General features: G+C 35.7%; 24 protein-coding genes and 1 pseudogene. 4 read left to right on the top strand and 21 right to left on the bottom strand.

All coding sequences use genetic code 11. The annotated features are described in order from the left end of the window. The first annotated feature begins 6 nt into the window (after nucleotides 1-6). The 3 genes from CBG49_RS09295 to CBG49_RS09285 are packed head-to-tail and all read left to right on the top strand — an operon-like array spanning nucleotide 7 to nucleotide 2,251. A complete protein-coding gene (locus CBG49_RS09295; protein ID WP_009751145.1) occupies nucleotides 7-687 on the top strand; it encodes an ABC transporter ATP-binding protein in 681 nt (226 codons plus the stop codon). Nucleotide 688: 1 nt separating this feature from the next. Then, nucleotides 689-1,543: a glycosyltransferase family 2 protein gene (locus CBG49_RS09290; RefSeq protein ID WP_088594274.1), complete on the top strand. Its 855-nt coding sequence runs from the start codon at nucleotides 689-691 to the stop codon at nucleotides 1,541-1,543. Further along, a complete protein-coding gene (locus tag CBG49_RS09285) occupies nucleotides 1,544-2,251 on the top strand; it encodes an SAM-dependent methyltransferase (protein ID WP_088594273.1) in 708 nt (235 codons plus the stop codon). Here the strand turns inward: CBG49_RS09285 and rsmG are convergent. Continuing rightward, nucleotides 2,248-2,865 (bottom strand): 16S rRNA (guanine(527)-N(7))-methyltransferase RsmG, encoded by a 618-nt coding sequence (rsmG, locus tag CBG49_RS09280; RefSeq protein ID WP_088594272.1) that lies wholly within the window; start codon nucleotides 2,863-2,865, stop codon nucleotides 2,248-2,250. The two genes, CBG49_RS09285 and rsmG, sit on opposite strands and share 4 nt — an antisense overlap. A gap of 46 nt (nucleotides 2,866-2,911) precedes the next feature. Here rsmG and CBG49_RS09275 point away from each other — a divergent pair, with 46 nt between their 5' ends. After that, nucleotides 2,912-3,625: a DUF4421 family protein gene (locus CBG49_RS09275; protein WP_227002863.1), complete on the top strand. Its 714-nt coding sequence runs from the start codon at nucleotides 2,912-2,914 to the stop codon at nucleotides 3,623-3,625. A 199-nt stretch (nucleotides 3,626-3,824) separates the two neighbouring features. On the opposite strand, the gene CBG49_RS09270 is transcribed toward CBG49_RS09275, so the two are convergent. The 20 genes and pseudogenes from CBG49_RS09270 to CBG49_RS09175 form a co-directional block, all read right to left on the bottom strand. After that, entirely contained in the window at nucleotides 3,825-4,979 is a 1,155-nt protein-coding gene (locus tag CBG49_RS09270; RefSeq protein ID WP_088594271.1) for a class I SAM-dependent methyltransferase, read from the bottom strand. A 31-nt stretch (nucleotides 4,980-5,010) separates the two neighbouring features. Continuing rightward, nucleotides 5,011-6,099: a magnesium/cobalt transporter CorA gene (gene corA / locus CBG49_RS09265; RefSeq protein ID WP_088594270.1), complete on the bottom strand. Its 1,089-nt coding sequence runs from the start codon at nucleotides 6,097-6,099 to the stop codon at nucleotides 5,011-5,013. Between the two features lie 236 nt (nucleotides 6,100-6,335). Then, nucleotides 6,336-6,965 (bottom strand): class I SAM-dependent methyltransferase, encoded by a 630-nt coding sequence (locus tag CBG49_RS09260; protein WP_088594269.1) that lies wholly within the window; start codon nucleotides 6,963-6,965, stop codon nucleotides 6,336-6,338. Between the two features lie 15 nt (nucleotides 6,966-6,980). Then, a complete protein-coding gene (locus CBG49_RS09255) occupies nucleotides 6,981-7,268 on the bottom strand; it encodes a YciI family protein (RefSeq protein ID WP_088594268.1) in 288 nt (95 codons plus the stop codon). A 40-nt stretch (nucleotides 7,269-7,308) separates the two neighbouring features. Continuing rightward, nucleotides 7,309-7,989 (bottom strand): SDR family NAD(P)-dependent oxidoreductase, encoded by a 681-nt coding sequence (locus tag CBG49_RS09250; protein ID WP_088594267.1) that lies wholly within the window; start codon nucleotides 7,987-7,989, stop codon nucleotides 7,309-7,311. Nucleotides 7,990-8,002: 13 nt separating this feature from the next. Beyond that, nucleotides 8,003-8,449: a hypothetical protein gene (locus tag CBG49_RS09245; protein WP_088594266.1), complete on the bottom strand. Its 447-nt coding sequence runs from the start codon at nucleotides 8,447-8,449 to the stop codon at nucleotides 8,003-8,005. Nucleotides 8,450-8,472: 23 nt separating this feature from the next. Beyond that, nucleotides 8,473-8,826 (bottom strand): VOC family protein, encoded by a 354-nt coding sequence (locus CBG49_RS09240; protein WP_088594265.1) that lies wholly within the window; start codon nucleotides 8,824-8,826, stop codon nucleotides 8,473-8,475. Between the two features lie 53 nt (nucleotides 8,827-8,879). Next, the gene (locus CBG49_RS09235) at nucleotides 8,880-10,355 is read right to left on the bottom strand and encodes an SLC13 family permease (protein WP_088594264.1); all 1,476 of its coding nucleotides are present in this window, start codon (nucleotides 10,353-10,355) and stop codon (nucleotides 8,880-8,882) included. Nucleotides 10,356-10,529: 174 nt separating this feature from the next. Next, complete coding sequence (locus CBG49_RS09230) at nucleotides 10,530-10,808, bottom strand: SemiSWEET family transporter (RefSeq protein ID WP_009414533.1); 279 nt, start codon at nucleotides 10,806-10,808, stop codon at nucleotides 10,530-10,532. Between the two features lie 70 nt (nucleotides 10,809-10,878). Further along, a complete protein-coding gene (locus CBG49_RS09225; protein ID WP_088594263.1) occupies nucleotides 10,879-11,400 on the bottom strand; it encodes a hypothetical protein in 522 nt (173 codons plus the stop codon). Further along, nucleotides 11,397-11,840 (bottom strand): hypothetical protein, encoded by a 444-nt coding sequence (locus CBG49_RS09220; protein WP_009419748.1) that lies wholly within the window; start codon nucleotides 11,838-11,840, stop codon nucleotides 11,397-11,399. Before CBG49_RS09220 ends, CBG49_RS09225 begins: the two co-directional genes overlap by 4 nt. A gap of 2 nt (nucleotides 11,841-11,842) precedes the next feature. After that, nucleotides 11,843-13,285, bottom strand: coding sequence for a lipopolysaccharide biosynthesis protein (locus CBG49_RS09215; RefSeq protein ID WP_088594262.1), 1,443 nt, complete (start codon nucleotides 13,283-13,285; stop codon nucleotides 11,843-11,845). Nucleotides 13,286-13,290: 5 nt separating this feature from the next. Next, nucleotides 13,291-14,634 (bottom strand): tetratricopeptide repeat protein, encoded by a 1,344-nt coding sequence (locus tag CBG49_RS09210; RefSeq protein ID WP_088594261.1) that lies wholly within the window; start codon nucleotides 14,632-14,634, stop codon nucleotides 13,291-13,293. A 37-nt stretch (nucleotides 14,635-14,671) separates the two neighbouring features. Then, nucleotides 14,672-15,368, bottom strand: a pseudogene (locus CBG49_RS09205) (SMI1/KNR4 family protein). Nucleotides 15,369-15,387: 19 nt separating this feature from the next. Beyond that, nucleotides 15,388-16,449 (bottom strand): Fic family protein, encoded by a 1,062-nt coding sequence (locus tag CBG49_RS09200; RefSeq protein WP_088594260.1) that lies wholly within the window; start codon nucleotides 16,447-16,449, stop codon nucleotides 15,388-15,390. A 94-nt stretch (nucleotides 16,450-16,543) separates the two neighbouring features. Beyond that, nucleotides 16,544-16,999, bottom strand: coding sequence for a DUF1569 domain-containing protein (locus CBG49_RS09195; protein ID WP_002667695.1), 456 nt, complete (start codon nucleotides 16,997-16,999; stop codon nucleotides 16,544-16,546). Nucleotides 17,000-17,012: 13 nt separating this feature from the next. Beyond that, the gene (locus CBG49_RS09190; protein ID WP_088594259.1) at nucleotides 17,013-17,459 is read right to left on the bottom strand and encodes a GyrI-like domain-containing protein; all 447 of its coding nucleotides are present in this window, start codon (nucleotides 17,457-17,459) and stop codon (nucleotides 17,013-17,015) included. 271 nt (nucleotides 17,460-17,730) lie between these two features. Further along, a complete protein-coding gene (locus CBG49_RS09185; RefSeq protein WP_088594258.1) occupies nucleotides 17,731-18,546 on the bottom strand; it encodes a toll/interleukin-1 receptor domain-containing protein in 816 nt (271 codons plus the stop codon). Then, the gene (locus CBG49_RS09180; RefSeq protein ID WP_088594257.1) at nucleotides 18,530-18,931 is read right to left on the bottom strand and encodes a hypothetical protein; all 402 of its coding nucleotides are present in this window, start codon (nucleotides 18,929-18,931) and stop codon (nucleotides 18,530-18,532) included. Before CBG49_RS09180 ends, CBG49_RS09185 begins: the two co-directional genes overlap by 17 nt. Before the next feature lie 2 nt (nucleotides 18,932-18,933). Beyond that, entirely contained in the window at nucleotides 18,934-19,695 is a 762-nt protein-coding gene (locus tag CBG49_RS09175) for a TIR domain-containing protein (protein ID WP_157668384.1), read from the bottom strand. Nucleotides 19,696-19,731 lie beyond the last annotated feature (36 nt).

Below are 19,731 nucleotides of genomic sequence, written 5' to 3'. Positions count from 1 at the left end.
GAAAAGATGAGTTTACTAGAAATTAAAAATATCAAACGCGATTTTAGATTAGGTTCTGAAATACTACACGTACTAAAAGGTATCAATCTTTCCATAGAAAAAGGAGAGTATGTTGCTCTAATGGGACCATCAGGATCAGGAAAATCTACCTTAATGAATATCTTAGGCTGCTTAGATACTCCCACTTCTGGTGAATATATCTTAAATGGAAAGGATGTGAGCAAGATGAGTGATTCAGAGTTAGCTGATATACGCAATAAAGAAATAGGTTTCGTATTTCAAACTTTTAATTTGATGCCACGTACTACAGCTTTAGATAATGTGGCTCTCCCAATGGTATATGCTGGTGTTAAGAAAGAAAAACGACACGAGCGTGCTAAAGAGGTATTGAAATTAGTAGGCTTAGACAATCGTATGCTTCACAAACCTAATGAGTTATCAGGAGGGCAACGGCAAAGAGTGGCTGTCGCACGTGCTTTGGTAAATCACCCTTCTATTATTTTAGCAGATGAACCTACAGGAAATCTCGACTCTAAAACTTCTTATGAAATAATGAACCTTTTTGACGAAATCTACCAAAAAGGAAATACCGTTATCTTGGTTACTCACGAGGAAGATATTGCACGGTATGCTAAGCGTATTATCCGATTAAAAGACGGACTTATAGAAACCGATAGTGCTAAGTAAAATGAATATCGGAATTGTTATCCCTGCTTATAACGAGGCAGAAAGCATTGGTACTACACTGCATTCTCTGCTCAATCAAACTTATCCTCCTTTTCAAATTATAGTGGTAGATGATGGTTCTACTGATAGTACTGCTGAGGTAGTAAATCACATTGCTTCTAAGTATCCTATAGTACAATTAGTACAACGTGGTGAAAAAGGAGAACACTTACCTGGAGCTAAAGTTGTACAAACTTTTAACTATGGACTTCCTTATCTAAAAGAAGACATAGAAGTGATTTGTAAATTTGATGCTGACCTTATTTTTCCCAATAATTATCTTGAAGTAATGAAGCAAGAATATAGCAAAAATCCTCAGTTAGGAATGTTTGGAGGCTTTTGTTATATTGAGAAAAATGGCTTATGGGTACTTGAAAATCTCACAAATAAAGACCATTTGAGAGGTGCTGTAAAATCATATCGGAAAGCGTGTTTTGAAGCCATAGGAGGATTAAAAATAGCAATGGGGTGGGATACAGCAGATGAGTTATTAGCTCGTTATCACGGATGGACAGTACAAACTGATGAAACTCTTCACGTAAAACATCTTCGTCCTACAGGGGCAGGTTATAAAAGCAATGCCCGTTATTTACAAGGAAGTGTATTTTATCGTATGCGATATGGTGTACTTCTCACATTATTTGCTGCAATAAAATTAGCTGTAAAGAAACGTAGTGGCAAACTTTTCTTAGATTATTGCAAAGGTTTTTACAAAGCAAAACAAGAAAAACAACCTTACTTACTCTCTGCAGAAGAAGGTAAATGGATAAGGCAATATCGTTGGAAAGGAATTTTTAGCAAATTTTATAACAGATAAATGGAACAAACAAAAGGAAATATATACTTAATCCCTAATTTGTTAGGAGATAGCGCTCTTGATGTATTACCAACACAAGTGAGCAATATACTGCATTCACTTACTTATTTTGTAGTAGAAAATGAAAAATCAGCAAGAAAGTTTATCAAACTGATGGTACCAGATAAAAAACAAGCTGATTTACAAATTGCTGTAATTGATAAGCACCAGCGTAATAGTGATTTTAGTAACTTTCTCGCTCCTTGTATGGAAGGGAATTCTATAGGTATTATCTCGGAAGCTGGTTGTCCTGGTATTGCCGATCCTGGTGCTGATATAGTGCGTATAGCTCATCAAAGAGGATTAAAGGTTATCCCCTTAGTAGGTCCTTCTTCACTTTTATTAGCAATGATGGCAAGCGGACTCAATGGACAAAATTTTGCTTTCAATGGTTATTTACCTATTGATAAGCAAGAACGCAAGAAAATACTGAAAGCCCTAGAACGCAAAGCAAGTGAAGGACAGTCTCAACTATTTATAGAAACTCCTTATCGTAACCAACAAATGTTTAATGACCTTATGGATAACTTACAAGCTGATACTCTTTTATGTATAGCTTGTGATATTACACTTCCTACTGAAGAAATCAAAACACACCCTATACATCTTTGGAAAAAAGTAAATATTGATATACAAAAACGACCTACAATCTTTATAATAGGGGCTTAAAAAGGTAAATACACTATTTTCTTAGTCTCGAAGAAAGGTTCATCGTAATAACTACTAATATCAGTCAGTTCTGCCTTAGGGAAAGGAGCTAACTCCTCAGTAAGGTCACCGCCTTTTAAGTAAAGAATACCATTAGGGAGGTCGTTTTTGGAAGTCTTCTTGAACTTTCCTTTTACCCAAGGTACAAAGTCCTTCATTTGAGTAACGGCACGACTTACCACAAAGTCGTAAGTATCTTTTAGTTCTTCGGCTCTTATCTGCATAGCCGTTACATTGGTGAGCCTCAAAGCTTTTACTACTTCTTGTACTACTTTTATTTTCTTTCCGATAGAATCGACCAATGTAAACTGACAGTTAGGAAACATTATAGCCAAAGGTATGCCAGGAAAGCCTCCACCAGTACCGACATCTAATAGTACCGTGCCATCAACGAACTGAATGCGCTTAGCAATAGCCAAACTATGCAACACGTGTCGCTCGTAGAAATCGTCTATATCTTTGCGCGAGATGACGTTTATTTGAGCATTCCACTTTTCGTATAGCGGTTTGAGCTCTGCAAATTGTTGTTGTTGCAACTCACTAAGTGAGGAAAAGTATTTGAGTATGATTTTCATAGTTGCTAAAAATGTATTACTTTTGCACCCGTTTTTATATATTATAATGAATTTACGAGCCTTATTATTGATATTTTTATGGGGAGGTTGCCTTTCGTTCTTTGCACAAGAGCGCGATACTACCTACATTCAACCTTATCCGCAAGAAATATGGCTCAGAGCATATACTCCTACCAAAATGCTCATACTTACGCAAGGGAAAAAGGCTTATTCACCCAACTACCCATTTAGTTTAGGAGTTGGAATAGGTTTGCGCAAGATATTAGGGCTTAACGTACTTTATGCACAGAACTTATTCCGACTAAAAAATGAAACAAATCTAAAAACTCGCAGTATTGATATACAAGCACATAAATACGGTAAACGCATACTTATAGATGCTTATTATCAAGACTATACAGGATTTTATATCGATAGAGGTAAAGGGAATTACACCCTCTTCCCTACCCTTTCTACCCAGCAAATAGGTGTAGAAAGCACTTACGTATGGCGTGCTGACAAGTTTTCGGCACGAGCTGCCTTTGAGCAAAGCGAACGCCAAGTGAAATCGGCGGGGAGTTTGCTTTTTGGCAGTGGTTTCTATTGGCATCGCATAGAGCCTGATGCTAAAACAGAGAATGTGAGTAGCGAGGCTTTTGAGAATTTCCAAATAGGTTTTCACGTGGGCTATGGCTATTCGTGGGTAGCTGGCAAACACTGGTTACTTACAGGGGCGTTTATCGGTGGACTGAATTTTGGTAACCAAATGGACATACTGTAACAGCTGAATATTAAGGTTTATCCTACTTCTGTGACGCGCTTTTCGTTTGTATATCTGAAAGATGATTGGACTGTAGCCTTATCGGGAATCTTTAATAACAAGTCAGTTTATCCTACGGATAACAAACCTATTCGCTTGATTACTCCCAGTGTACAACTATCGTTTACTAAGCATTTTTACCTCAAAAGAAAAAACTTTCTCACTCGATTACCTTCCCTAAAAGTACGACCAACCCCTCAACGGAACGGGTAAAGATAAGATATTCATTACCACCTTCCACGATACGGTATTTCCTTTTAATTTCTGCTACCGATAACGGATAGTTTTTAGAGAGAATACAATATTTACTACCTTTTTTTAACTCTTTAAGATTGATAGGAGTTACTACCTGCAAAACACGTCCGGCAAAGGGCTTTTTTAGCCGCTCGGAAGTGTATAGATGGGTATTTACGTCCAACTTCTCTACCTCAAAATACTGCGCTATATAGTTAAAAGCTCCTGATTTTAACAAAGCATTATTAGGAATATACAAGTACTTTTTAGGCGCACTATACACCACTTGAGAACTATGCAACACTTCTTCTGCAAATTGTAAAATAGGCTCTTCAGTCTCCAAATTCACACAATGTATTTGTACTTGCGTTTCTTTTTTAGGTTCTTGTACTACCAATACCTCCTTTACTTCATTGCGCAAGGCTACCAAATGAATATGTGTTATCTTGGGTAGCGTATGCAACAGATAACTAATGTCTATCATAGGTGATAGTTTGGTAAGCACTTTATCTGCTTTTTGCAATAGTACAGACTGTAACTCTAAAATATTAGGTGAGAGGTCTTCTAAGAGAAACTTCTTTTGTTTGAGTATGTCTCTACGGGCAGGATCGAGATAAATAAGGTTGTAATGTGCTGTTGTTGCTTTCAAAAAAGCTTCTGCGCTTCCATTTATAAATGTAGCCTTGCGCCCTAGAACCTGCCAATTATGTTCTACTTTGCTGAGAAGTTCCTTATTTTGTTCTACCAACGTAACTTCTTTAAACTTCTCTGAAAGAAAAAATGCATCAATACCGAACCCACAAGTAAGGTCTAAAAAACGTTCTCCGTGCAAGCCTTGTGCCTTATACTGAGCGGTTGCCTCGGAGGAGGTTTGCTCTAAATTAAGTGTTGGGGGAAACAATATACCTTCCGCAGTAAGCAAAAAAGGGAGTTTTTTAGCTGCTGTACGTCTGCCTTCAATCTGTTGTGTTAATTCTTTGTTAGAAATGCCATTAAACACAGTTTTTTTGAGGAGCAATGTTGTAGTTGTCCCCTCGTATTCCCTGATAAAGCGTTGTACATTCTCGTCTAACAAATTCATAGCGCGCAAAGATAGTGCATTTTTACGAAAGTCAAAGCCATTTTTTGCGTTTGAAGTAGAAAATCATTGCTACTGAAATACCTATCATCACCAACCATACTAACGGATATGCCCACCATAGCTCTAATTCAGGCATATACCTGAAATTCATACCGTATACCCCCACAATAAAAGTGAGCGGAATAAAAATAGTAGAAATAAGGGTGAGCAAGCGCATAATGTTGTTCATTTTGTTACTCATTGCCCCCATATAGGTATCAGTAAGTCCCCAAAGGATATCACGGTAGGTACCGAGTGTTTCGACAATTTGCACTGTGTGGTCGTGGAGGTCACGGAAATAGTGCTTAGTATCGGTGTCGATAAGATGATGAGGGGTTTTCTCAATCTTGTTTACTACCTCACGCGAAGGCACAATCGATTTTTGCAAAAATATAGCACTCTTTTTTAGCAACTGAATTTCGGAAATCATATCTTCACGAGAGTGAATAATAATCTCGTCTTCAATGGCTTCAATCTTATCGCTTACTTTATCCAAAATCACAAAATAGTTGTCTACAATAGCATCTAAGAGTCCGAATAACAAATAATCAGCTGAGCGTTTACGCAAACTGCTATCAGTATTTTGCAAACGTTTACGGACAGGTTCAAAGACATCTTCACCTTCACTTTCTTGAAAAGTGATGAGGTAGTTTTTGCCCAATAATAACGCTAAGTGTTCTGAAATGAGTTGCTCATCTTTACCGTAGTAAAGCATTTTGATTATCACTAAAATATGGTCGTCGAGGATTTCCACTTTCGGACGGTGCTCGGTATCGAGTATATCTTCCAAGAGCAGGTTATTTAAATGAGTATAAGCCCCAAACTTTTTTACTTCCTCGATATTGTTCAAGCCGTTTACATTTACCCACGTGATATGATTGTCGGTTATAAATCTAAGGGCTTCTTCAGCCGAAGAAACTTTCTTTACCTCACAAGAATGCTCGTTATAGGCAAAGACTTCTATATTGAGAGGCTTCTCTTTATTACCGAAATACACCAGACTACCGGCAGGCAAACCTACCTTTTTGGAGCGATTTGCCTTGCGTTTCCTCCTGGTAGTAGAGACTATATTTTTACTCATATATAATTATTATATTAAAATATTGGTTATTAATATTTTATTAAAACATTTTAAAGCTAAAGTATAAGTATTATAACAAAAACGAAAGCATTAGTAAGCGTAATAAATGCTTGTTACTTTTGTTTAAATTAGTGGTTAATATACTGATTATTAGATTATTTTCACATTTATATACATAGTAATTAGATACTTTATAAAATACATATTAAATAAAAGGTTTATATTATTATTATAAGTTACTTATATTCAGTATCTATTAATTTATAAAGTACCCAACCTTGCATTCTTTCTTCTTGTATTAAGGATAGTCCTACTGAGCTTAAAAATTGACTAAAATCTTCTGTTCTTTTTAGCTTAGGAAGGTAATAACTAATCTTTGCATATTCACAAGCAATGAGAAAAATGCCTTTGTCTGAGAGTATGCGTTTGACTTCCAAAAAAGCCTCTTTGAGGTCTTGCCAATGGAAGTGTGTTTGAAAAGCAGTTATCAAATCAAAAGTTTTATCACCAAATGAGGTATGCTGAATGTTCTCTAACTGAAAGATAGCCCTTGTATGAAGCTTCTTTGCTTCCTTAATAGCGATTTCGGATATTTCAATTCCCCAAACTTCACTATGAGGAAAATATTCAGTGAGTAGGACAGTTGATTTGCCATTTCCTACCCCTATATCTAATATTTTTCGTGGAGCTTCTGACGGTTTATAAAGTCCTAATGCCCATTGTACCATTGGTATATAAACACGATTAAAAAGTCTCATCATTATTACACCTACAAAACCCGAAGGCTTTTTAGACTGCTGAATTAGGTAATAAAGCAGGAGTATTAAGACTGAGAAAGTAAGGGCTGTTAGAAAAATAATTTTCACTTGTTAATTGTGGTTTTAAGAGAGTACCTTACCGAACTCTTCAGAGAATTTGGTAGGAGTAAACTCAATGACCTGGTAGGTTGCTATTTGGTGCTGATAAAAAGGGTCTTGGGCAATGATAGTTTCTACCTCTCCCCTACTACCTGCCTTGCACAAAATTATACCACCTACACGGGGTACTTGTGCTCCTGAAGCAACAAAATGTCCTGAAGCATAATGCTTATCTAAATAAGCGCGATGTGCTTCTAAATGTTTTTCAACCTCTGAAAGGTCTTTTTGATACGTTAAAATAATGATATACATATTATTAAATATTAGTTTTTATTCTTTACTCGTTAGTGTTTTAAGGTGTTGTATTGGCTACTTGTAATACTTTTCCATTGAATACCTTACTACCATTAAGGGCAAAATCGGCAATATAGCGTGCCATTTGCTGTGGGGTGATATTAGCTTTATAATCAGGGAAGGCTTCAGTGAGCATTTCGGTCTGTACGGCTCCCAAGGCTAAGGTGTTGAAGATGATACCGCGCTCTTTGTATTCTTCGGCTAAGAGCTCCGATAAGGTAATAAGAGCACCTTTAGAGGAACTATACGCTGCCAAACCGCCAAACTTCAAACTTCCTTGTATCCCTCCCATACTGCTGATACTTACCACGTGCGAGCCATTCCTCATAAAAGGCAATACTTTCTGGGTGAGTTGCGCCACTCCGAATACATTTACCTTGTACACTTCTAAAAAGTCGGTTTCTGTAAGGGCTTCAAAAGGTTTGTTGATAAGTTTGCCTGCGTTGTGAATCAAGATATCTACCTTTTGCCATTGCTCTTTTACAAACTGCGCTACGGCTTCTCTATCTGTAGCTAAGGTAATGTCAAAAGGAAAACAATGTACTTTGGGTAATTTTAGTGCTTCTATGGGAGCTGTATGCCGTGAAAGAGCTAAGATATTGTGTCCTTGCGATGCCAACTGTTGTACCAGTTCAAAGCCTATCCCTCGGCTGGTACCTGTGATGATAATGTTCTTCATTTTTTAATTTTTCTTACTTCTTATTTGTAAGGTATGCTAATTCATTATATTTTTTGTATTGAGCAGATTGCTTTATAATTACTTCCAAACTTTCATTATTTATTGTTTTTATTGGTTGTAAGTTCTCATCCAATAAAGTATAATCTTTTGCTTTGAAAAAAGATAATAACTGATAAAGTATTTTATTGTAATCAGTTCTGAAATCTATTCTCAAAGAAACTGAAGTAACTCTATCTTCTCTATCAAAAAATACTTCCAAACAGTTAGAATCAGTATTGCCATATATATCTAAATTCTCACTCCAAGATTTAGTCTTTGGCAGAAAAGAGTTCACCTGCATAAAATCTTCTTTATGAATATTAGCGTGTTCCCATAATTCATATTCAAACTCCTCATTAGATATATCTTTCAATATATATTGATTAGGTATGATCGTAAATTGATATTGCCAAAGTGCCATAATTTATTACTTCTAGAGAGATTTTATTTTTCTGCTTTGTAATCCGTAAAACCTAATACATTTCCTGATGGGTCTAAAAACTCAATCGCCCAACCCGTTCTGATAGGAAACGGCGGACTTAAAAATGATATACCCTTTCCTTGCAACTCATCATATATTTGTTTTACATCATCTACTTCGATCCAAATTGTTGGTTTGGTATGGGGAAATTTCGTCTTATCTTTCAAAATAATGGCAGGTTCTTCATCTCCCACATTGAAAGCTATCATTCCTATCTCTGAAAAATCAAACTTGATTTTCAGATTTAAAACTTCTGCAAAAAATTGTTTACTTTCTTCAAAATTTTCCGCAGGAAGAAAAAAATTGTCGTAATTCATAATTCATTTTTTTATCTAACATATATACAAGTAAGATAATGATGTTTTTCATATTATCCTAAGAGATGTGTTTCTCCTACAACATACAAAACAAGGTACCCTATCACCATACTGATAAGCCCTACGATAAGCCCCATTTTTAGCATATCGTTTTGTTTTACTAAGCCTGTAGAGTACGCAATGGCATTTGGAGGAGTAGAAATAGGTAAGCACATCGCTGATGATGCTGCCAAAGCTATCCCAATAAGCACTGTAGAGGTACCCCCTATTGCGCTTAGGTTTTCTCCCATTCCTTGACAAATAGTTACCAAAATAGGAATTAACAAAGCTGCCGCAGCGGTATTGGAAATAAAGTTACTGAGAAGATAACAAATAAGTCCTGAGGCAATCAATACTATTATAGGCGACCACGACCCAAATGGAATGGTATCAATAGCAAGTTTGGCTAAGCCCGATTCATTGATACCTAAACCTAAAGCGAAACCTCCTGCTACCATCCAAATAACACTCCAATTGATGGACTGTAGGTCTTTGGCGGTAATCACGCCTGTTGCTGCAAAAATACCCATAGGCACTAAGGCAACGGTATTGGCATCAATGCCTGTTAGTTCACTGGGGAGTAGCCATAAAAGAATGGTAACGATAAAAGTGCCACTTACTACCCACATACGCCAACCTTGGTGTACTTTTCCTAGAATATGTAAGTTAATTGTTTTTTGAGTAAAAGGAAAGAATTTTAATATAAGTCGCCACGAGATGAAGAGTAACAAAAGTACCAATGGGAACATAAACGACATCCATTCACCAAAATCAACGCCCATATTCAGTCCTTTGGGGTCGTTGAGAGCTTGCAGAGCAATAGCGTTAGGAGGTGTACCGATAGGGGTAGCCATTCCTCCCAAGTTAGCAGCAATTGGAATACTCATCGTGAGCGCGGTACGTCCTTTGCCACTTGCAGGCAATGCTGCAAAAACAGGAGTAAGGAAAGTGAGCATCATAGCTGCCGTAGCGGTATTACTCACAAACATTGAGAAAATACCCGTAATGAGCAGGAAACCCAATAACACATTCTCGCTTTTATTTCCGAACGGACGTATCAAATTTTTGGCAAGCAAGACGTCTAACCCCGATTTGGTAGCGGCAATAGCCAAGAAAAAACCACCTAAAAAGAGTATAATCACAGGGTTGGCAAAGGTAGCCATAATCTCTTTACTGCTGAGTAGTTTTCCGAAAATCTCGTTCTCTTCTCCTTTAAAGAAGAACAGACTGTGGTTAGAAACCGTTAAACACATTAGGGTGATGATACCCAACGAAGTAGCCCACGAAGGGATAGCCTCACTAATCCACATAAGAGTGGCAAACACAAAAATAGCGATAATTCGCTGATGTACCACCGTTAGTCCGCTAATATGAAACACCTCAGTAGGCAAATTCCACACTACAGCGGTTACAATCACTATAGATATCAAAGCGATAAGGTGTTTTTTTTCAAAGTGATTGGTCATTACATTTTCTAATTCTTTAGACATAATATTTTGGTAAGTTTAAAATTTAATTACTCTTCAAATAGCACCGACAAAGATAGATAAAAAAGAATAACCTACCAAAGAAAACAAACAAAAGAATTTCTGATGATTATTCAGCATCAAAAAATCTATGTTTTTCATACAGCTTAGTTACAATTTTTTCAAAAAGTAACGTATTTAAAGTGAAGTAATAAAAGTTAAGAATCCTAAAACAACCCCTACCAAATTAGGAATAATGAGAATATAATCGGGCTTAGGTTCTTTTGTCCATCCATACACTACCCAGATAAGACAAGATCCTGCTGCAAACAATGGTTGCCAAGGTTGTGCTTTGTGTCCTTCTAAGTTAGCCATAATTTGAGGAATATAAGCTACAAACACTGCTACCCCTATAAAGGCTCCAATCGAACCTATAAATAAATTAATTTTTTGTTTGATATTCCTTTTTTCTTTCATAAAAAATATTTTTCTGCAAAAATAATAATTTCACAAAGAAGTATCAAAAATAATTAGAAAAATTTTGGTTTTACACTCCCCATAATGAAGCCTGTAATCTCTTAATATAAGAATCATCTATTACATCAATAATAGCCAAAGTATCTCTTGGAATAAAAATACATTTTTCCAAAAGGCTTTTCAGTAAGTTTTCCAATGCCAAAGTATATTCTTGATAAGTAATAAGCTCTTTTGTCTGTTCTATAAATGATAAAACTAGCGAATTGGTTGAAAAATCATTGGTAAGTTGCTTTATAAACAAGTTAATTGTGTAAGAAAGTGTACTGATAGGGTCGCAAATTCTAATTCCTAATTTTTCTTGAATGAGAGCCTCTACTTCTTCTTTGGTTTTTTCCCATTCTTCTCCTTCTCCCATAAACTGTAACTCATTGACAACCTCCCACAGCTCATTTGTGGTATTATAGTCTCTGAAGTCTTTGCATATAAAATTGGAAGTATAATCTCCTACTTTTTTAGCATTATAGCCTTCTTTCCAAAGGGCTTGTAAGCCTTGAATGTAATAGACAATTGCTTTTATCTCTTCTAAAGTCATTTTATTACACTTAGTTTTTCAGGTTCATTAATAGGAATTCTTAGTCGTAAGCCAAGTTCAGAACGAGCGATTATATGGTTTGTATCCTCAAAATAGGCTTCCTTAAAATACTCGCTATTATCCAAAAACAAAAACCATAAAAGTTCCCCATTTTCTTTATTGATAATGTAAATAAAACCATCTCCTTCCCAACTACATTCACCTCCATAAATTTTATATTGGGCATTCTCTACCATAATTTTCGGATAGAGATTAGAGACATAATCCTCTTCGTTATAAGAAAAATAACTATCTAAGGACGATTTGCACAAAATTCTTAGGTGATACTTCTCTTTAATCCATTGTCCCTCCAAAACAAGCATATCACCATTAGGGTAAGTAATAGATTTGATAATAGGATAAGTGTAATTTTCAAGAATGTTTTTGATACGTGGATGCATATTTATTTAAGTATTTTTAATAGTTCTTCTGACAAACGAAATTTGATAAGTGCCCATATCCAAAAGGCTCCTACGAGCAATGATTTAAAGCTGATATTCACCAGCGGGTGAAATGGGAAGTCCCAAAAGAAGAAACCTCCTATGGCTACGATACCAAAGAGAGTAGTCTGTAGAGTTTCTTTATAAAAAGGCTGTAAGTTGTATTTGCGATACACAAATCCCGACTTAAGAAGATTATACGAAGTAAAAGCTAAAAGAGTAGCAAATCCAGCTCCATTAATCCCATAAATAGGGATGAGCCACATATTCATTAAAACAGTGCCTATGACCAAGAAAACGCCCAAAAATAGCACCGTGCGATAGTAAGGAGAATTGAGTAATACCGCATTGCTGAAACCTACTAAGGCATCAGAGAGTTTCACTACGGATATGATGATAAGCACCCCAAGCCCTGTGCTATAATCCTTATCGGATAGGAGGGCGTAACACTGCTGGGCATTCACCACAATAAGCACACAAATGACCATACTCACAAAGTAAGTATTTACCGTACTGCGCTTGTACAAATCCGCAAGCTCTTGAGGTTTCTGTTGGTTCATAAACTGTGCTGTTAGGGGACTTACAATCTGGTACATACTACGGTAAGGAATGGCAATCACAGTAGCAGTGAATATAGCTACATTGTATATGGCAATCTCACTAATAGGCAGGTATTGGTTGAGCATAAACTTATCAATATCCATCAATACAGAAGCTACAGACCCCGATAAAATCACAAAAAGACTATACAAAAAAACTTCTTTTTTGTTCTTTGGCAATCCCCAAGCAAATTGTGGTCGGCGTACATAGAAAGCGAAAATGAACATCAAAAGCATACGCAAAGTATAGACCCAGAACACCCCCCATATCAGTTGGTAAAAGTCAATAATTTGCAAATAAATAGCTAATAGCAGGAGCATTACCCCTACCCTATGGAATACTTCTTTGAGGAAATTGCCAAAGACAGTTTTTAGCTGTACACGTGTCCATGCATAAGCAATCTCAAAGTAAGCCATTGCTACTGAAGTGAGAAAAATGAGCAAAACGTAATCGCGTACTTCTGTATTCTTTGCCGAAAGCCATTGAGCGATTTGTTCGTACCCAATTACCCCAATAAAGGTAGCAGGTACAATGATGAGCAAAGGTAAAAAGCAAAGCATTAGGTTGAATTTTGCTTGCTCTTCCTTATGCTGGTAAGCCGTATAATAACGTACTAAAGTATTATTTACTCCAAAAGCGATAAGTGGAGAGAGAATAGTGGCAGTGGAAGTAACATAACTCACCAAGCCATATTGTGCTTTTGAAAGGAAGTAAGTAAATAAGAAAAGGGTGTTCAGTGCCCCTATGGCAAACCCCAAATAGGTAGCCACTACATTCTTAAACGACTGACGGAGCACTATGCCCATAATAATTACATTTTGAAGTTAAACTTGTTTTCAAAGAAAGATTGCCATTCGGGAGCTTTAGTAACGCCCATTTGGTAATATTGCAATGCTGTATGCTCATCACCTACACCATAATAAGCTAAGGAAAGACGAAAATAATTGTTGAGTTCGTGTGGATAAATATGTACTATATCTGCAACAATAGGCAATGCATCTCCATATTTTTTGGTGAGGAACATCAAATCTACCCATTCAATAAGCGTATTATAAGAATAATCGCCATTTTGTACAGCCTTGCGATAGCCATATTCAGCTTCTTCAAGATTTTGGAATTCAAAATAATTTAATTCGGCATAGCGACGCCAATAATAAGGCTCATTAGGTTCAAAAGTGAGTACTTTCTGAATATATTTCAAGGCTTTGCTGTGATTATGGCGCAAGTAATAAAAGTCGGCTAAGGTAATCCACGCTTTGTCTAATTGAGGATCTTCGTGAGTAGCTCTAAAATAATACTCCTCTGCTTTAGTATCATTATGCATTTTTTCATAGCAACGACCTATATGTAAATAAGCTAAAGCTGAAGGATCGTCAAGGGTGAGAGTAATTTTGTAGTTCTCAATGGCTTTTTCGTAATCTTCCATCATTTCGAGCACACGCGCTTTCTCAAAATAAGCCCCCGTGAAAGTATCGTCACTGATAATAGCGAAATCGAGGCAACGCAAAGCATTTTTGTAATCACCAATAGCCAAATAGAGTCTGCCGAGATAATACCAAGCAACTTCACAATAAGGATTTTGATCCAAGTAATGATTTAAGAAAGAAGTAGCCTCTTGTACATCGCCTAAAACTTCATAACAGAATACTAACTGTTGTAGTGCTGTATAGTCCTGAGGGTCTTGTTCCAAACATTTGATAAAATAGTTTTTAGCATTGGTATAATCCTCTATATAGAGGTATTCCATTGCTATTAAGGCATAAATATTGGAAACATCATCAGTAAGAGTGAGGGCGTATTGCAACAACTCAATAGCACGGTGATGTTTGTTCATTTTAGAATACAGATTAGCCTGCTGTGCGTGTACTTCGGCATTCATAGGTTCAAGCACAAGCAATTCATTGAGAATTTCTGAAGCTTCCTCCAAACGGTCTTCAAACACCAATTGCTCAGCATTTAGCAATTTCAGTGAAGACGCATCGGGGTGTTGCGATAATCCAATCTCTAAGGCACGTTTGGCTTTACTAATACGCCCATATTCTACGTAATATTCTACAATCTCCTCAAATTCATCCACATCAAAAAAGAGGATATTATTCTCTTTGAGCATTGATTCAAATTTGCTAACGGCGTAGTTTTCTTCTTCTGGTAACATTTAATTTAGTTAAGATCTATGAGTTATGAGTTAAGAGTTACGAGTTGTTGTTGTTTCTTAATTCCTCAGGTATTATCCCCAATACCTTATACCACGCTTGGGCGTTCTCACAAGTGGGGTCTAAGCCTTTGCCTTTGGTATAAAAAGGCTCCCATTGCCAATCCTCACCCCCTGTACAACCGATAGCAGCGTAGTTCATCAGGAATTCCTTAAAGTTATCGGCTATATAAAGCCCGTGGTTCTCACTACCATCGTGACTGAGATACACAACCTTACCATAGTTCTCTGGCTCTAACTCAATAGCGATGTAATCGCCGTTGCCTACTTGGTGAAAGGACATTTTATTATGCCAAACGCGATCATATTCGTTATTGTAATCGGGATATACCTCTTTTACCCAACCTTTGCGATCGTCCTCATAGTCCAAAAGCAAATCTAATCCAAAAAGCAACTGTCCGCGAAAGATTTCAACTAATTTATCAGGTAGAGAAATGTCTCCCTCATCCGTAATATCATTAATATCCCAATAAAAATCCAAATGAGCGGTGTTTTCCAAAAGTACTTCGCGGAAATGCGGAGGCAGTGTATAGCCCAATTGTGCCTCTATAGCTTTGATTTCATCCTCTGTAGCAGGCTTTTCTATCGTAAGAGACCTCGCCACCAAGGTCTTTTATCTTTTCTAAAAATAGGTTTAAACGCTTTTTAAAAAGCTCAAAATTGAAAGTTGTTTTCATAATGATACTTATTTTAAGATTAATTGTTTGTTTTTACTTCCCAAAAGCCATTTCGCTTACCATTTTTGCGTTCGATAAGTCCTTTTTCTACCAGATTTGCTGTAATAGTCTTTACGGTGCGTTCCGATTTTCCTATATGCTCAGCAATAATCTTTTGAGTAGCGGTAGGATTTTGTTGTAAGTATTGTAATACTGCCATTTCCTCCAAAGCGCAATTCAAAGTGCAAATTTTGCCCTTTGGAATTTGCTCTTTTGCACTTTGAAGTTCATCCCCTACTAATAAATACCTATTTTTAAGCTCGTTTTCCTCGCCTAAAATTAGGTTTCTAAAGAAACGTTCTATGTATTCAGTAGTCGCTGTTATCCCTTTAGCAAGGTTGTTATAATTGGCACGGACTAAGGCGTTATGAAAATACCAAGAGTGATAAGCAAAGGCTTCATTGCTCATCGCAAAGCCAAAGGTACGCAGATATTGAATCGTGAAAACTGCCGTTGTACGTGTATTTCCCTCACCAAAAGGGTGTATTTGCCAGAGTCCTGATACAAATTTAGCTATGTGCTTGATAGCTTCCTCTACAGGCAAGCCTTGATAAGAAAAACATTTTTCTTGCTCGAAATCATAGTCTAAAGTCTCACGCAAATTGTTTGCACTGGCGTAGAGAACCGTGTCTCCACCGAGTACCCACTCCTTTTTGGTGATATTGTAGTCGCGCAATTTGCCTGCAAACTTGTAAATACCGGTGAATAACTTGCGATGAATGCCTATATATGCTACTGGGGAAAAGCTAAAAGCTGACTCGGTAAGCAATTCGGTGATGCGCGCCGAAACTTTGTCGGCTTCCTCAGTGCGTTCTTCTCCCTGCTCGTGGCGTACTGTCTTGGACTGATAATAACTATCAATGAGGTGCTTAGCCTCCTCTATAGTAATATCCCCCTCGATGTGTTGCTTAGCCGTTTGCACGAGATAATCCGAGGGTTTCAATCCATCTACCGCCTGCAAGCCAATAGCCGTCTGCCACGCCTCACCTTTTTCACGACGATGGGGTTCAGTTTCCCTTATATATTGCTCGAAGTCATTCATTGTACTACTTTTTTAAGTGCTAAAGATAATTAACTCTTACTTGTCTAACACTAATTTTTTACAAATTATTTCTAATTGAGTAGCATTGCATTCATTACGCCCCAAATTGTCGCAGATGATGGTCAAAATGCTTCCATTGCAGGATTCCCCACTCGTCGGGAGTGAGTTTGCCAAAGAAAGAATGCGGGTGCTGACTGCATTTTTCCCTTCCATTGTTATAAAAAAGGGTGATCAGCTCTTTAGCTCGTTGCTTTTCTTTCTCAAAATCCTCCATAGAGATGTCTGTGATGACATACATCTTATCAGTAGGAGAATTTTTAGGCATAGGCTGGTCGTTGATAAACTTTTTCTTTACCAATTTTCCTATAAGCCTACCGATAAATGCCCGCTTGGGAAAGTTTTTCCCTAAAGGAGTTTCTAAAGAAACGTTCAAGTGGGCTAACATCTGTACAATGTTCATCTTTCCCCACTGACGTACGGCATCTACTTTCAGATTTTCTAACCGATTGAGTATTTCGTTCTTATCTGCTTCGTTATATAAATTTTTCATTTGTTTGTTAGGATTATTTGTTTTCTTTTACACCTATAAAAATATCTACTTCGGAGGTATCCCCTTGCTGAGACTTCTCGGTGTAGCACTCATAGTCATATATATAAGTGCGATTGAGCGTGGCATCGTTGTCCCAGATATGTTGCCACATCGCCCCTACTGCTTGAGGCATTGCGCCTTTGGCTACAAACTTTTGAAAGGTTTGTTCAGGGAATTCCCTTCCCTCTAAGCCGTCGGGAATTGTGCTGAGCGTGGTAACCTCCACTCCTATTATACAAGTGTAAGGCTCGGTATAGTCCTTTTGGTAATCGGTGTAGATGCTGTAAATGGCATCGCTTACCTTATTGGGTATTTTTGCCAAAATTTGCTCGCTAAAAAAGCGTTGCCAAAGGTTTCCGATATCCTGCATCGCTTGTCCGTTCTGATTGGTAGTGCGTACACTAATTCCTATGATTTTCATTTTCTTATATGATTAATTGTTATATAGAACATCACTCTTGGAAATATTCTCAAAAATGAAGGAATAATTCTTGAATTTTTCGAATGAGATAAATCTTGTAGCCATTTTCTTGTCTTTTTTAATGGTTAAACAAATAATTTTAGTAAATTTCTAGTTTATATTGTGTTCTACGGACTTTATATTGTATCCTACGGACTTGATTTTGGTTTCTACCGAGTTAATATTGCAATGTTGGGGGTTGATATTATCTTTTTTGAGGATTATCTTCTATTTAAAATAAATTATCTATATTCATTTCGTTAGATACAAATTTTTCTCCTATTGATGTTCTAACAATAGCTTTTAAAAAGACCTCTTTACCTCTTAGTTTCTTTAATTCTTCTAAAACATCTTTTTTTAATGGATAATGAATACTATAAGATTCTCCATATTCCATTTTTTTAGGAAAAGAAATATTTTCCATAGGGTTTAATAAAATAAAGGTATTAGTATTAAATAAAGGTTCACTAATTTCAAATATAGGAGAATCAAAATATCTATGCTCTTTTATTTTATTAGTAACTATTACTCCTACAATTCCTGAACTATAATTATAATTAGAAAGCATAATTTGAGATGATAAATATACATCTACATCACTATTAGCTTGTTCTTTTTGAGGTAGAGGAATATTTATTTCTCGTTTTAGTTTCTCTATTATTTTTGAAGCGAGCTGTTCTGGTGACATTCTTTTTATATCTAAAAAACCTATAGAGTCTCTTAATCCTTCTAATTTTGTATCATCTAACTTAGCAGGAAGAATATATTCATCTCTACTTTCTATTGCCCTTGATAAAGCATTTCTAAATTCATAATTTGTCCATTTTTTCTGAGCATAGTTTTGTGAGATAAAAAGAATAACATATTTAGAGGCTCTTTGATAAATATATTCAAAATGAATACCTAAATCTTTCCCCCATAAATCAACTTCTTCATATTTATCATAGAAAACAGAAACTTCACTTTCTTTTAAAATTGCAGCTACTTTTTCTACATATTCTCTATCTTCATTCGCAAAAGATAAAGCTATATCATATTTGTATTCCATAAATTATTATTAAAAAAGTAATTATTAAAACTAGTAACGGTATAAAATAGAAAAATATCAATGTTTGTGAAAAAAAGGAATTTCCGTAACATTTTTTTTGCTCAATTTTCATTGAAAAATCTATCTCTTCTTCCTCTTTTTCTCTTACATCATCATATAATTCTCTATATTCTTTTTCTTTTTTCAAGAAATATGCATCAAGAAACCAAAAAAATAACAATGGTATAAAAGAGAATAGAATATAGTTTTGAATTATCTCTTTTTCTACTAAAGCAAATAAGCCTACTATAAGTGTAATACACCAACCTTTAATAATAAAGGAATTACTTGCCATTCTATTAATGGCATTCTGTATAAATTCTAAATGTTTTAGTTTCTTTTCCATAGTTAATGTATACATTTATATAAATCATCTAATGCTTCATAAGGACTATTACATTTCATTTCTATCCAATCTTTAAATATTTCACAAGATATCTTAGGAAAACTCTTTATATCTAATGGATAACTTATTTGTAGACTTTCATCTAATTTTTCAGTAGAACTAAAAGACTTTGTTCGAGGTCTATCAATCTTCTTTCTAATAGTTTTACTTATTTGTATTTCTGAAAAAATCCAAGGAGATGATGTTCTTTCTAAATCATCTAGATTATCAAGACTATCTTTTAGTAAAATAGAATTAGGTGTATTCAAAAAGAATAATGCTTCACATCTATCTATCATTATATTTAAAGAATTCATAAGCATTAAATAAACGTGAGAAGCACTATAATTACATTTATCATAATCATATAAAGTTTTATCTTCTTCAGCAATACAATATTTATCATTAATTCTTTTTAGTAAGTCAAGACTATTTCCCCAAATATCAGAATCTACGAAAACTTTTAAATTATGTCTTTCTTCTAATATGTAGGCTATTTCAAGTGCTAGTTCTTCATCTTTGTGAGAATGTGATAAAAAGATATGATATTTAATATCATTTGGAAACCATTCTTTTATGATTTCATTTCCATCAAGAGTTCCTTTTTTTAAAATAGAAGAAAAATCTAACTTTGGGAATTGATCTTTATCTCTCATTTTGTAAGAAATAAAATTAGATAGTGGCAAAACGCATCTATCCATTTCTAAATTAAATCCTCTATACATATTTTTATAGTATTTAATATTTTTTTTATTTCAAAA

Source organism: Capnocytophaga endodontalis, from assembly GCF_002209445.1.
Taxonomy (GTDB): domain Bacteria; phylum Bacteroidota; class Bacteroidia; order Flavobacteriales; family Flavobacteriaceae; genus Capnocytophaga; species Capnocytophaga periodontitidis.
The sequence above is the reverse complement of the archived record's forward strand: the minus strand, read 5'-3'. Positions and strand labels throughout refer to the sequence as shown.

Excerpts from the sequence above, each read along its gene's own strand:
- CBG49_RS09295 (WP_009751145.1), top strand. The coding sequence starts at position 7 with ATGAGTTTACTAGAAATTAAAAATATCAAACGCGATTTTAGATTAGGT.
- CBG49_RS09290 (WP_088594274.1), top strand. The coding sequence starts at position 689 with ATGAATATCGGAATTGTTATCCCTGCTTATAACGAGGCAGAAAGCATT.
- CBG49_RS09285 (WP_088594273.1), top strand. The coding sequence starts at position 1,544 with ATGGAACAAACAAAAGGAAATATATACTTAATCCCTAATTTGTTAGGA.
- rsmG (WP_088594272.1), bottom strand. The coding sequence starts at position 2,865 with ATGAAAATCATACTCAAATACTTTTCCTCACTTAGTGAGTTGCAACAA.
- CBG49_RS09275 (WP_227002863.1), top strand. The coding sequence starts at position 2,912 with ATGAATTTACGAGCCTTATTATTGATATTTTTATGGGGAGGTTGCCTT.
- CBG49_RS09270 (WP_088594271.1), bottom strand. The coding sequence starts at position 4,979 with ATGAATTTGTTAGACGAGAATGTACAACGCTTTATCAGGGAATACGAG.
- corA (WP_088594270.1), bottom strand. The coding sequence starts at position 6,099 with ATGAGTAAAAATATAGTCTCTACTACCAGGAGGAAACGCAAGGCAAAT.
- CBG49_RS09255 (WP_088594268.1), bottom strand. The coding sequence starts at position 7,268 with ATGTATATCATTATTTTAACGTATCAAAAAGACCTTTCAGAGGTTGAA.
- CBG49_RS09250 (WP_088594267.1), bottom strand. The coding sequence starts at position 7,989 with ATGAAGAACATTATCATCACAGGTACCAGCCGAGGGATAGGCTTTGAA.
- CBG49_RS09245 (WP_088594266.1), bottom strand. The coding sequence starts at position 8,449 with ATGGCACTTTGGCAATATCAATTTACGATCATACCTAATCAATATATA.
- CBG49_RS09240 (WP_088594265.1), bottom strand. The coding sequence starts at position 8,826 with ATGAATTACGACAATTTTTTTCTTCCTGCGGAAAATTTTGAAGAAAGT.
- CBG49_RS09235 (WP_088594264.1), bottom strand. The coding sequence starts at position 10,355 with ATGTCTAAAGAATTAGAAAATGTAATGACCAATCACTTTGAAAAAAAA.
- CBG49_RS09230 (WP_009414533.1), bottom strand. The coding sequence starts at position 10,808 with ATGAAAGAAAAAAGGAATATCAAACAAAAAATTAATTTATTTATAGGT.
- CBG49_RS09225 (WP_088594263.1), bottom strand. The coding sequence starts at position 11,400 with ATGACTTTAGAAGAGATAAAAGCAATTGTCTATTACATTCAAGGCTTA.
- CBG49_RS09220 (WP_009419748.1), bottom strand. The coding sequence starts at position 11,840 with ATGCATCCACGTATCAAAAACATTCTTGAAAATTACACTTATCCTATT.
- CBG49_RS09215 (WP_088594262.1), bottom strand. The coding sequence starts at position 13,285 with ATGGGCATAGTGCTCCGTCAGTCGTTTAAGAATGTAGTGGCTACCTAT.
- CBG49_RS09210 (WP_088594261.1), bottom strand. The coding sequence starts at position 14,634 with ATGTTACCAGAAGAAGAAAACTACGCCGTTAGCAAATTTGAATCAATG.
- CBG49_RS09200 (WP_088594260.1), bottom strand. The coding sequence starts at position 16,449 with ATGAATGACTTCGAGCAATATATAAGGGAAACTGAACCCCATCGTCGT.
- CBG49_RS09195 (WP_002667695.1), bottom strand. The coding sequence starts at position 16,999 with ATGAAAAATTTATATAACGAAGCAGATAAGAACGAAATACTCAATCGG.
- CBG49_RS09190 (WP_088594259.1), bottom strand. The coding sequence starts at position 17,459 with ATGAAAATCATAGGAATTAGTGTACGCACTACCAATCAGAACGGACAA.
- CBG49_RS09185 (WP_088594258.1), bottom strand. The coding sequence starts at position 18,546 with ATGGAATACAAATATGATATAGCTTTATCTTTTGCGAATGAAGATAGA.
- CBG49_RS09180 (WP_088594257.1), bottom strand. The coding sequence starts at position 18,931 with ATGGAAAAGAAACTAAAACATTTAGAATTTATACAGAATGCCATTAAT.
- CBG49_RS09175 (WP_157668384.1), bottom strand. The coding sequence starts at position 19,695 with ATGTATAGAGGATTTAATTTAGAAATGGATAGATGCGTTTTGCCACTA.